This window comes from Streptomyces sp. NPDC058964, assembly GCF_042741275.1.
Classification (GTDB): domain Bacteria; phylum Actinomycetota; class Actinomycetes; order Streptomycetales; family Streptomycetaceae; genus Streptomyces.
Map to the genome: position 1 here is coordinate 1 of NZ_JBHYKH010000149.1, position 11,831 is coordinate 11,831.

The 11,831-nt window shown below is 75.8% G+C and carries 9 protein-coding genes; 2 read left to right on the top strand and 7 right to left on the bottom strand.

What is annotated here, in order from left to right:
* Both ACFW2E_RS19880 and ACFW2E_RS19885 read right to left on the bottom strand, forming a co-directional pair.
* Positions 1 to 279: hypothetical protein (locus ACFW2E_RS19880; protein ID WP_384468120.1), on the bottom strand; the 279-nt coding region annotated here is incomplete at its 3' end.
* A 2-nt stretch (positions 280 to 281) separates the two neighbouring features.
* On the bottom strand, positions 282 to 518 hold the full coding sequence (locus ACFW2E_RS19885) for a hypothetical protein (protein WP_384468122.1): 237 nt from the start codon (positions 516 to 518) through the stop codon (positions 282 to 284).
* Between the two features lie 270 nt (positions 519 to 788).
* Here ACFW2E_RS19885 and ACFW2E_RS19890 point away from each other — a divergent pair, with 270 nt between their 5' ends.
* A complete protein-coding gene (locus ACFW2E_RS19890; protein WP_384468124.1) occupies positions 789 to 1,730 on the top strand; it encodes a polyprenyl synthetase family protein in 942 nt (313 codons plus the stop codon).
* Between the two features lie 45 nt (positions 1,731 to 1,775).
* On the opposite strand, the gene ACFW2E_RS19895 is transcribed toward ACFW2E_RS19890, so the two are convergent.
* From ACFW2E_RS19895 to ACFW2E_RS19915, 5 genes are all read right to left on the bottom strand, one after another.
* Positions 1,776 to 3,455 carry an AMP-binding protein gene (locus tag ACFW2E_RS19895; protein ID WP_384468126.1) on the bottom strand — a complete coding sequence of 560 codons (1,680 nt, stop codon included), beginning with the start codon at positions 3,453 to 3,455 and terminating at the stop codon, positions 1,776 to 1,778.
* Positions 3,446 to 5,767, bottom strand: a complete 2,322-nt coding sequence (locus ACFW2E_RS19900) for an ATP-binding protein (protein ID WP_384468128.1) — start codon at positions 5,765 to 5,767, stop codon at positions 3,446 to 3,448. The genes ACFW2E_RS19895 and ACFW2E_RS19900 overlap by 10 nt, the downstream gene beginning before the upstream one ends.
* 118 nt (positions 5,768 to 5,885) lie before the next feature.
* Complete coding sequence (locus ACFW2E_RS19905; RefSeq protein WP_384468130.1) at positions 5,886 to 8,462, bottom strand: BTAD domain-containing putative transcriptional regulator; 2,577 nt, start codon at positions 8,460 to 8,462, stop codon at positions 5,886 to 5,888.
* Between the two features lie 13 nt (positions 8,463 to 8,475).
* Positions 8,476 to 9,465: an AfsA-related hotdog domain-containing protein gene (locus ACFW2E_RS19910; protein ID WP_384468132.1), complete on the bottom strand. Its 990-nt coding sequence runs from the start codon at positions 9,463 to 9,465 to the stop codon at positions 8,476 to 8,478.
* A 320-nt stretch (positions 9,466 to 9,785) separates the two neighbouring features.
* Complete coding sequence (locus ACFW2E_RS19915) at positions 9,786 to 11,111, bottom strand: LuxR C-terminal-related transcriptional regulator (protein ID WP_384468134.1); 1,326 nt, start codon at positions 11,109 to 11,111, stop codon at positions 9,786 to 9,788.
* A 160-nt stretch (positions 11,112 to 11,271) separates the two neighbouring features.
* On the opposite strand from ACFW2E_RS19915, the gene ACFW2E_RS19920 reads away from it, so the two are divergent.
* Positions 11,272 to 11,831: MFS transporter (locus ACFW2E_RS19920; RefSeq protein ID WP_384468136.1), on the top strand; the 560-nt coding region annotated here is incomplete at its 3' end.

The window sequence follows — 11,831 nt, forward strand, 5'->3', positions numbered from 1 at the left end:
GCGAAGGGGCAGCACGGCCGTGTAGCGCGGTGCCGCGAGGACCTGCCGTACCTGATGGTGCGTGACGTCGAACAAGCGCCGGACCCAGGGCAGCCGGCGCAGTGCGGCGAGCCGGGTGCGGCGCTCGGTGAGGAGCCTCTCGATCAGTTCACCGGTGCCCAGGACGGCCTCGCGCTGCAGGCGCCGGCGCTCGTCACGGTAGGCGGCGACGGCCTGGGGATCGCCGGTGAAGTCGTGCTGCGGGGCGGGCCGGTGCGCCCCGCCCCGCTGGGGTGCCACGGTCAGTTGTTGATGTTGTTGTTCGAGTTGCTGTCGTTGTCGTTGCTGTTGTTCACGTTGGCAACGATTGACAGGTCCTCGGCGAGGGCGTTGATGTCCGTGGCGGTGACGCTCTGCAGACGCGGGGCGGCGGAGTCGTCGGCCATCGCCGGGTTGTTGACGTTGTTGCTGTCGTTGTTGGCGGAGTTCGCGTTGTTGCTGTTGTTCGACATGGAGCTGTTCGCCGGGGAGTTGTTCATGGGGTCTCCTGAGGACGAGCGGATGGCCGGGCCGGTGCCCGGTCTGCGTGTCGAGCAGCGAGTCCATATACCGCCATGGCGCTAAAGCGGCGGATGGACTGTGGCAAGCGCATGGCAAGGTCGTCCGGTGTGGTCCGCGAGCATGACAGGGAACCGTCACATGCCCCCCGGCACCAGCGGGAAGGACGCGGCAGGTCCGCTTCCCGCATTGTCGCTGTGTGACGCATCCGGCAGGGTCGGTCGCAATCCGTAGCCCAGCAGGAGGCCCACATGATCACGGATCAGGACCACAGGACACCGGCTCCGGCGCAACAGCGCGAGAGGATGCTGGACCGGGTCGAGGCCCAACTGCGCTCCTTGCTGAACGACGAGTACCGGCGCCACTCCGGCCACGCCCGCGCCGCCGTCCTCGTCGAATCGCTGGCCGAACTGGTCGCGGCGGGTGGCGAACGGGTGCGTCCCGTGGTGCTGTTCACCGGCTACCTCGCGGCCGGCGGCGACCCGGACGACCAGCCGGCCGTGGACGCGGCCGCCGCGCTCGAACTTCTGGACACCGCCACGCTGCTGCGCTCGGACGTCCACGACAGGGTCGCCGTACGACGCGGCATGCCCGCCCTGCACGTGGCACGCGCGGCCGAGCACGAGCGGGGCGGCTGGGGCGGTGACGCGCGGCGGTACGGCGCCTACACCGCGACACTCGCCGGAGACCTCGCCCTCGCCTGCGCCGACCGGCTGGCGGCGGGACTGACGGGCACCGCACGGACGCACTGGGACGAACTGCGCGCGGACCGCTGCGTCGGCATGTACGCGCGCGAGGCGATGACCGCGGCGTACCTGGACGACCCGTGGCCCGGCCGCTGCGTCTCCGGTTGCGACAGCGGCTGCCGGGCGGGCTGGTACGCCCTGCGCGCCCCCCTGCTCATGGGCGCCGCGCTGGCGGGCCGGGACGACCTCACGTCCGTCTACGAGGCGTACGCCGACGCCCTGCACGCCGCCTGGCGACTGCGCGGCTTCCTCGACGGGGGTCCCGAGTACGCCTGGGACGCCGACCTGCTGCGCGAGGCGCTGCTCGACGGCGACGAACGGGACGTGGCCGAGCGCATGATCCGCGAACTCGTGGGCCGGGCCGGACGCACGGCGGGCGAGGCCCGGCTGCCGGGGGCGTGGCGCGGCGAACTGGTGGCGTTCGGGACGCGGGTCGCCTCGCTGTGAGACGCGGTGCGCCCCCGGCGGCGATGCCGGTCGGGTGCGCCGTGGTCAGGCGGTCGTGTCGGGACGGGGCCGCGGGGTGCCCGGGCGCAGCCGGGCGAGCCAGGTGCGCAGGGCCTCCTTGCGGAGCCGGCCGTCCTGGTCCCGCGGGAGGGAGCCGACCAGCTCGAGGCGGGTGGGCAGGAACGCCTCCGTCAGGCCGCGCCGGGCGAGATGGTCACGGAGCTCCACCAGCCCCGGCGGCTCCTCCTGCAGGGCGGGCACGACGACGGCACAGGGCATCTCGCCGTAGGTCGCGTCCGTGTACTCCACCACGGCGGCCTCGAGCACCCGGGGATGCGCGCGCAGCCCCTCCTCCAGTTCGTCGACCGGTACGACGAACAGGCCACCGGTGCGTTCGTCCGCTCGTCGCACCACCGTGACCTCGCCGGGCCGCCCGGCGGCCGCCGCGTCACCGGTGTCCAGCCAGCCGTCCCACCTGTCCCAGGCCGCCTCGACGGAGCCCCCGTGCCGCCAGGCGGCCAACGCGACGGAGGGACCGCGCACCCGCAGCCGGCCGTCCTCCACGACGACCTCGAGTCCCGGCAGCGGCTGCTCCCCGGACCCGTGCGACACGGCTCCGAGCCCCGCCTCGGGCGCCCCCCACACGCTCCGCACACGGACGCCCAGCCCCGCCCGCAGTTCGCCGAGGAGGGCCCCGGGCGTGCCGACGCGGCCGCCGGTGAGGGCGAGCCGTAGTGCGGACAGATCGCGGGACTCCTGCCGTTGCGCCGTCAGCAGCTCGGCCCAGTGCGCGGGCGTGGCGTACATCCGGTCGACCCGGGCGTACTCCATCAGCCCGAGCAGGACGCGCGGATCCCACACGTCCTGGAACACCCCGGTACCGCCGGCCGCGAGCGGCCAGCACACCGTGTAGAGCAGGGCGGCGAGGGAGGTGAGCGGAAGCGGGGAGGCGAATACGGCGGGCGGCCCCGTCACATCGTCGCCACGCTGCGCCGCGAGGCCCGCGTACAGCGTGTTGCCCGTGTGCAGGAGCGCGCCGTGGTCCTCACCCATCCCCATGACGGTGAGCAGCAGCGCGGGCCGGTCGGGGGAGGCGAGGGCGAGTGGCAACTCGCGTGCGTCGGGCCCGCGTTCGTGCGCCGTGCGCAGGAAGTACGACCCGAAGTCCACGGCGCCCGTCGCCGCCGCGTCACCGACGACCACCCGGCGCCGCAACCACGGCAGCCGATGCGCGACTTCGGCGAGCACCTCCGCGTGGCCGTACTGCTCCCAGTGGTCCGGAACCACACACACCCGGGCCTGTGTGGCCGCCAGGATCCGCTCCAGGTCGGGCGCACGGACCCCGGGCAGCACCGGCACCACGACGGCGCCGATCCGCCAGCAGGCGAGCACGAGGGCCGCGGTCTCCCACCAGTTGGGCAGCTGCAGGGCCACCGGGTCGCCCTCGGCCACCCCGAGCGAGCGCAGGGCGGCGGCGAACCGGTCCATGTGGAGGGCGAGTTCGGCGTACGACACGGTGACCGTCCGACGGCCCTCGGGGCGGTGGGCACGGTGGCCCACGAAGGCCGGACGGTCGGGGTGCTCAGCGGCGGTGCGCAGCACGTCGTGCACGAAGCCCTCCGCGCGCCACAGCCCGGCCGCGCGCCAGCCGTCCGCCACCTCCCGCGGCACGCCCGCCCCGTCCGGCAGCGGGCCCAGCAGGGGTGCGGCCGCCGTCACGTCCATCGGCCCACCGACCACGCCACCTGCAGCCGTGACGTACAGCCCAGTCTGCGCATGATCTGCCGTACGTGGTTGACGACCGTCCACTCCGATATGTCGAGCCGGGCGGCGATCTGGCGGTTCGTCAGGCCCTCGGCGACCAGCATCGCCACCTGTACCTGGCGCGGGGTGAGCGGCTGCGCCTCCGGAGTGGGGGCCGCCGGCCGGGTGCCGGGATCCGGCGCGGCCAGTGCCTCCTCGAGGGCGGTGGCCGGTGCCATCCGGGTGCCCTCGGTCCAGGCCGCCGCGTAACCGGTCGCGTGCAGCCTGGAGCGCAGTGAGCCGAGGGCCTCGTCCACCGCGGCCCGACGGTCCGGCGCGGGCACGCTGCCGAGCCGTCCGCGCAGGGCGGCGCACGCGGCCAGGGCACGGGTCGCCCGGGGGCCCGCCGAGGGGTCGGTGCGCAACCGCAACAGGGTCAACTCCTCCAGTGCGCCCGCAAGTTCGGTGCGCTCGCCGAGCGAGCGGTACAGCTCCAGGCTCTCGCGCAGCGCCCGGGCCGCGCCCTGGGCGTCGTCCCGCTCCCCGGCCGTGGCCGCCCACTCGCGCAGCGCCGCGGCGAGGCCGCGCGCGTCCGCGACCCTGCGGTGCGCCTCGAGCCCCTTCTCCAGCAGGTCCCGTGCCTTGCGGGTGTCGCCCTGCGCGCGCAGCGCCGCGGCCAGTGCGACGGTCGCGTCCGCCGCCGCGGCCGCCGCGCCCAGCGACTCGAGGGCGGTCAGCGCCGGACCGAGGGCGGTGACCGCGCCCGCCGGATCGCCGAACCGCAGCAGCGCCAGCCCCATCCGCGCCGACACGAGCGCCGTCTGCCGCCGGTCGCCCAGCCGCTTGCACAGGGCGAGGGCCCGGCGATGGCGGCGTACGGCGAGATCGGCGTCGCCGAGGGCCAGCGTGAACGTCGCCGACAGGTCGACCAGGCGGGCGCGCAGCGGCTCGGACAGCGCGGGCCGGGAGGCCGGCGCGTCCGGCTCCTCGTCCCGGCCCACCGCCTCGCACCACTCCACGCCCTCCTTCAGATGACCCTGTACCAGCCAGGGCCGGCGCAGCGCGAGCACCAGCGAGGCGACGTCCTCGGCCGCACCGCACTGATGGAGGCGGCGCAGCGCGGCCACGACATTGGGGTGCTCGGCGGCGAGCACGTGCAGCCAGTGCCCCTGCCGGGGGCCGGTCAGGCGCGGTTCCACGGTGGTGACCAGTTGCCGGTAGGCGGCCGCGTGCCGGTCCAGGGCCGCGTCGAGCAGGCCGTCGGCGGCCAGTTCCTCGGCCATGTGGGAGCGCACCGGCTCGGGCACCGCGAACCGCGGCTCGCCCTGCTCCTGGTCGAGGGCGACGACCAGGCTCCGGTCGAGGAGCGAGTCGAGCACGGCGTCGGTGTCGGCACGCGGCAGCGGTGAGACCCGCTCCAGCATCGGCAGCCCGAACCCCGGCTCGAACACGGCCAGCTGGCCGAGCAGCGCCAGCTGCCCCCGGCTCAGTCCCGCCACGGAGGACTCCGCCAGCGCCGCGAGTGAACGGTGCCGGGCGGGAGCGTCCGAGGGGCCGCCGGACAAGGCCGTCAGCGCGCCGCCCCGGTGCCGCAGCCGGGCGAGCAGTACCTGCGGTGTGAACAGCCGCAGCCGGGACGCCGCCAGCCGCAGAGCGAGCGGCAGGCCCTCGAGCAGGGTGCACAGGGCGGCGACCGCGGCCGCGTTCTCCTCCGTGAGGGCGAATCCGGGCACCGCGTCGCGCGCCGCCCGGACGAACAGCGCGACCGACGCGTTGCCGGCCAGCTCGCCCGGGTCGTCGTCGCCCGGCGGCGGCACCGGCAGCCGCGGTACGGGCAGCAGCCGTTCGCCGGTGATCCGGACCGGCTCGCGGGAGGTGGCGAGCGCCGTCAACCTTCCCGCCGGGGTCAGGAGTTCACCGAGCACCGTGGTGAGCGGCTCGCCGTGGTGGTCGCAGCCGTCGAGGACCAGCAGGGCGTCCGGGTCACCGGGCACGCGGCGCAGCTCGGCCGCCAGGCGCAGCACGGTGGCCGCGGCCTCGTCGGCGGACGCGGCGGGCCCGAGGTCGGCCGTGCGCACTCCGCGGAACTGTCCGGGCTCCGCCTCGAACGCCGCGGCCAGCGCGCTCTTGCCGACCCCGCCGGGCCCGGTGAGCGTCACCAGGCGCGCGTCCGGGTCGGCCAGCCTGCCCCGCAGGACGACCAGTTCGGCCTCCCTGCCGACCAGGGCACGTCCGGTTCCCGTCGGCGCCGGGTGTGTCCCCCGCGCGCTCGGGGCCTGCTGGGTGACGGTCATGGCTTCCCCCTCGATACGGCTGGGACCAGGGTGGCCGGGGCAGGCAAAGTCCGGCTTAAACAAGACGGTCCGGATCCGGACCCGTGGCCGCGTCACCAGCCTCTCCCGGACGGCACGGCTAGGCCGCCTCACGCAGCCGCCACACCCCCGGTCGCACCTCGACCGCCGGCTCCGGCTCCCGGACGTCGGTCAGGCGGCGCAGGCAGCGGCGCGCATAGGCCTCCAGCCGCCGGTCGCGCAGGGCCGTGGCCAGATCGCGGCACGCCGTGAAGCGGACGGTCGCCGTCGCCTCGTCCCCCCGGTCCAGGGCCAGCAGCGCACCCGCCCGCAGGGCGTCGAAGCGGGCCGGGGAACCGTCCCGCAGCGAGCCGAGCGCCGTGTCGAGCAGCGCACCCGCCTCGTCCAGGGCGCCCGCGTCGAGGCGCACATCGGCCAGACCCACCAGGGCACGCCCGTGCTCGTGGTCGTCCGCACAGCCGCGGGCGGCCCGGGCCGCGGCTTCGTACAGCTCCTCGCAGCGCGTCAACTCCCGCTGCTGCCAGGCAAGATCGCCCAGCGAGCGCAGCATCCGCGCCTCACCGGCCCGGTCCCGGGCCCGCCGTGCCGCGTCCAGGCCCAGCGTGTGGGCGGTCCGCCAGGAGTGCCAGGCGGCGTGCGACTCCAGCCGGCCGGAGAGCGTGTCGGCCAGGCGCAGCGCCGCCTGCCACGCGCCGTGCGCATGCGCCGTACGGAGCACCCCCACCGGGACCGCCAGGCCGCCGTCCCCGGTGTCCGCGACGGCCGGGGGACCCGCCTGCGCCACGCTGTCCGCGTACGTCTCGGCGAGGCGGGCCCCCCCGTGCCGCGGCGAGTGCTCCCGGGCGCGGGGGGTGCTCAAAACGGCGGCCAGCAGCCGCAGCAGCGGGTGGAAGCGGTAGCGGCCGGCCTCGTCGGCCTCCAGCAGGCGAGCGTCCACGAGGCCTTCGACGCTGCGGCCGGCCGCGTCGGGCCCGAGGCCCAGTACCGCCGCGGCCGGCCCGAGCTCGAACGGCGCGTCCGGCAACAGCGCGAGCAGCCTGAACGACCGCTGCTGCTCGGCCGTCGCCGCCGCGTACCCGGTCAACAGGATCTCTTTGACGTCGAGTTCACCGACCCGCAGGGCGTCCAGCCGGTCCCGTGCGTCCCGCAGCCGGGCGGCCAGTGTCTGCGGCGTCCAGTGCGGGCGGGCGGCGAGCTGCGCCGCCGCGCTGCGCAGCGCCAGGGGGAGGCTGCCGCAGAGTCCGGCCACCTCCAGCAGGGCCGCGCGTCCGTCGGGTGCCGCCGGGGCGGGCCGCCGCGTGTCGTCCGCGTGCCCGTCGAGTGCCGTGCCCGACACCGCCGTCAGCAGCGCGCACGCCGCTTCCGGCGGCAGGGGCGCCAGCGCCACCGTACGGACCGAGGCGAGCGAGGCGGGCGTGCGACGGATGGTGATCAGGGCCCGGCAGCCCTCGCCGGCCGGCAGCAGCGGGCGAAGCTGTGCCTCGGAACTGGCGTGGTCCAGCACGAGCAGCAGGCGCCGGCCCGCCAGGAAGGTGTGCAGGGTGTCACGCAGGTCCTCCATCGCCTCGGGCAGCGGGCCCGTCTCGCCCGCCCGCCGCAGCAGCCGCGTCAGCGCCTGCGCCGCGGTGAGCGGACTGCCCGGTTCCGGCTCCAGGTCGACGAACAGCCGGCCGTCCGGGAAGGTGTCCGCGCACCGGTGCGCGGCCTCGACGGCCAGCGCCGTCTTGCCCACGCCCGGCATTCCGGCCACGGCGACACACGTACCGGCCGGAGACGCAGTCAACAGGTGCACCACGCGGGCGAGTTCGTCCTCGCGGCCGGTGAACGCCGGATCGGCGGCGGGCAGCGCGACCGGCCGGCCGCGGGACTGGTTCGCCGTGACCGCCGCGGACGGCGCCGCCTCGGCGACCAGCAGGCCCGCGTCGCCCCTCAGGATCCGCCGGTGCAGCCGTTGCAGCGCCGGGCCCGGTTCGATCGCCAGCTCCTCGACGAGCGTCTGGCGCAGCTGCCCGAACGCGCGCAGCGCCTCCGCCTGCCGGCCTGCCCGGAACAGCGCCAGCATCAGATGCCCGTGGAACTCCTCGCGCAGCGGGTGGCGCGTCGTCACCGACTGCAGCTCGGCGATCAGATCGCGGTGCCGGCCCAGTTCCAGGTCCGCGCGGATCCGCTGCTCCAGAGCGGCCACGCCCGCCTCGTCCAGCCGGACCGCCGCCGCGTCGAGCGTCGGCCCGTGCGGGGTGTCCGACAGCAGCGGACCGCGCCACAGGTCGATCGCCTGCCGCTGCAGCGCCGAAGCCCGCGCGAAGTCTCCCGCCTCCAGCGCCCGTCGGCCGCTCGCGTGCAGTTCCTCGAACCGGGTCAGATCCAGCTCGTCCGGCTCCAGACGCAGCACATAGCCGGGCGGCCGGGTCACCAGCGCCTCCCGCCCGAACCCGTCCTGAGCGGCGCTGAGCTGCTTGCGCAGCTGCGAGATGTACACCTGGAGCGTGGTGGTCGCCGTACGCGGCGGATCGTCCTGCCACAGCTCGTCCGTCAGCGCCTCCACGGACACCACCTCGCCGCTGCGCACCAGCAGCGCACCGAGCACGACGCGCAGCTTCGCGGCCCGCGGCGTGTACGAGACGCCGGGACCCGCGCTGCCCTCGATCTCCATCGGGCCGAGGATGCGGAACCTCATCACGGCACCCGTGTCACAGGTCCTGCACGACCATCGTGCGGGCCTCGGCCACCGCGCGCCGGTGCTGCGTCACCGTCAGCGTCACCGGCACCGACGGACGCCCCTCGGCGTCCCGCTCCAGCGGGCCGGGCACCGCGACGCAGCGCAACGGCAGTCCCGCCTGCGCGTAGCCGCGGAAGTGCACGTCCCAGTCGGCGACCACGGCACGGTCGGCGTCCACACCAGTGGTCCGGCCCGCCGTCAGGATCGACGTCTGACGCAGCGCCTCCAGGAGCAGCAGACCGGAGACCTGACCGTCCGCGGACGGCGCCAGCGCCGGATTGTCCCCCCGGGTGAGGACCCATGTCGTCAGCCGGCCGTGCGCCGACACGCTCGGCTCGCACACCACCACGTTGCCCGGAGCGCGGCGCCCGATCTCGGCCGGGGCCACCGGCCATCCAGCGCCGTCCGGCACGTCGTCCAGCTCGGGAGCCGCGCGCAGCGCGCGCCGGCTGTGCTCGATGTGGTTGCGGTGCAGCGCCGGCATCAGGAAGACCAGCCCCGCGCTGCCCGTGCAGCACGGGACGTCGTCGATGCGCACGTCGACGGCGAACGTCAGCCCGCGGGGCACCCCGCCGATCACATGGTCGGGCCGCGCGGTCAGATGCGTCGTCATCCGGGGCGGTTCCGTGTCACCGGCCCGCCAGGCCCGCAGATCGGTCAGGGAGAGCGCGAACCGGTAGAACAGACCGGGCCGTTCGCGCGGCACACCGAAGTACCGGTGCCCCACGAACTCGCCGACCTCGCGCACCTCCTCCGTCACGGACTGCGCGTCGTGGAAGTGGCCGGGACCGTCGTTGAACAGCGGATGCCCGGTGGGCACCGAGCCGGCCAGGACGAAGTTCTCCTCGCCGCTGCTGGGCGCGTCGAGCAGGTAGTGGTCCCAGGACGTCGGACAGTGGATCAGATGGCGGGTCGCGTACTTGAGCCCCTGGACGGCGGTGCTCGACGTATCGACAGTCATGGTCTCTCCTCGGCGCGATGGGAGCGCTCCCGGCCCACAGAGCATGGGGAGGGCCCGACCTGCGGCGCGCGCTGTCCCCGTGACCGCCACGCGGGCGGCCCACGCACACCAGAGTGCGGAGACCGTGGTGCTCCGTGCCAGCCGGGAGCGGTGGCAGCAAGTTGCACGGCAGCTAGTTGGGGTCCCGGCCCTTCCCGCGTGCCACCCGCGCTTTAGCCCCGCTCAGGCGGTTCGCGGCACGCTGTTCGTGATGGCGCGGCGCACCCGACCACCCCCCGTCAGAGCGTGCCCGCGCCGGTCGCCCGCCCCGTCCCGGGACGTCATCCCCCGCCGTCCCGGGCGGGGCCCGCGGTCAGACCGACCCAGTGCGCCACCTGGGCGCGCGAGGTGATCCCGAGCTTCTTGAAGATACGGCTGAGATGCGTCTCGACGGTCTTCGCACTGAGCTGGAGCCGCGCCGCGATCTGCTGGTTGGTACAGCCCTCGCTGACCAGGGCCGCCACCTGCGCCTCGCGTCCGCTCAGCGCCACCGGCGACGCTCCCGCCGGGCCCCTCTTGTACGGGTCGCCGGTCTCGTCCGCCTCGCCCGGGAACAAGGTCCCCTCGTGCTCCCGGACCGTGCGCACCTCCCGCAGCCGGGCGGCCGCCCGGTCCCGCCACACCCCACCCAGGGGCCGCGCCGCTCGCGCCGCCGACTCCGCCGTGTCCACAGCGCCGGCGGTGTCGCCCGCCGCCAGCCGTACCCGGGCCAGGCACAACGCCGCGTCCACACCCAGCGGAACCCCGCCCGTGCGGCGCGCCGCCCCGGACGCCCGCTCGGCCCAACGGCCGGCCTCCGTCAGGTCCTCCGCGGCCAGCCGGGCCCGGGCGAGCCCGAGCTCCAGACGCCCGGCCACGTGCTCCTGCCCCGACTCACGGGCCAGGACCAGCGCCTCCCCGAGCCGTCGCTCCGCCTGGTGCCTGCGCCCCGTGTGGAACAGGGCGTCGGCCAGCCGGTGCACCGCGTCCAGCCTGCGCAGCAGCGCGTCCTCCCCGAGCCCGTCCAACAGCCGCGCCGCCGCGTCGGCGGCGTCCAGGGCCGCTCCGAAGCGCCCTACGGCGGCGAACGCGGCGGCGAGCAGACAACGGGCGTAGACGGTGTCGGACTCGGCCTCGACGTCGGTCCCGGCCCCGCTTCCGGTCCCGTCGGGGGAGTGCGTCCCGGCGCCCGGCCCGGAAGCCGACCGCAGGGCCTGCTCGGCCCAGTGCTGGGCGGTACGGCCCAGGACCGGCTCGCCCCGGTCGAGCGCGAGCGCGGCGCACTCCAGGGCCGGCGCCGTGGCGGTACCGGAGCGCACGGACGTGGCCGAGTGCCCGAGGCACTGCTCGGCCGACTCCCAACGACCCAGCAGACGCAGGGCCATTGCCCGTACGGGGGCGTCCCGCGCGGACCACGGAACGGACGCGTACACCCGCAGCGCGGTCTCCGGCAGCCCGGCCAGCACCAGCGCACGCGCGCGCAGGAGCCCCGCCCGGGCGTCGTCCGGCGGCAGCAGCCGCAGCAACGAGGCGGCCGCGGCGGCCTCACGGTGCAACCCGTTCGCCACGATGCCCAGCAGCCCGGCGCCCGCGCGCGCCGTGGTGTCCCCGGCTTCGTCGATGCGCATCCGTGCCTCACCTTCCCCCTTGGTCCCCCCGACCATCTCCCAGCCCGTCCGTCGACTCCAAGCCGCCTCCCCTGTCCGGTAGTTGCACGACAGGAAGTCCCTGAACCGTCGGGTGGATCCCGGACTACTGCGTCGGTCCGCGGCGGTTCACGCTCGAACCATGGCTGTCGAATCGGAACCCGCCGCCCGCCCGCTGACGGCACCCCCGGTGCCCGGCGCGAGCCCGCGCCTGCGCGCGGGGTACGCCTCCGGGGCCCTGGTGACCGGTGCGTTCAGCACGCTTCCGGGCCTGCTGCTGCTGCCGTACCTCACCGACACGCTCGGTGTCGGCGCGGCGCTCGCCGGGACCGTCGTCCTCGTGCCGAAGGTGTGGAACGCCCTCCTGGGCCCGCTCGTGGGCCACGCCGGGGACCGGCGGCCACGCCGCCGTGTCCATGTGCTGGGCGGCGGTGTCGGCGTGGCCGCCGCGTTCGCCCTGATGTTCTCGGCGCCCGGACCCGTCTCGGCCGGGCCGTGGTGGGCCGCGCTGGGCTTCTTCCTGGCCGCGACCGCCTACGCCTTCTTCCAGGTCCCCTACTCCGCGCTGCCCGCGGAACTGACCGACCGGCCCGCCGACCGGGTCGCTCTCGTGGCCGGCCGCGGCGCCGTGATCGCCGTGGCCGCGCTCCACCGCGGGGCGGCCGGGGGCGCCCGCGGGGCCGCGGGGGGCGGGGGGGGTCC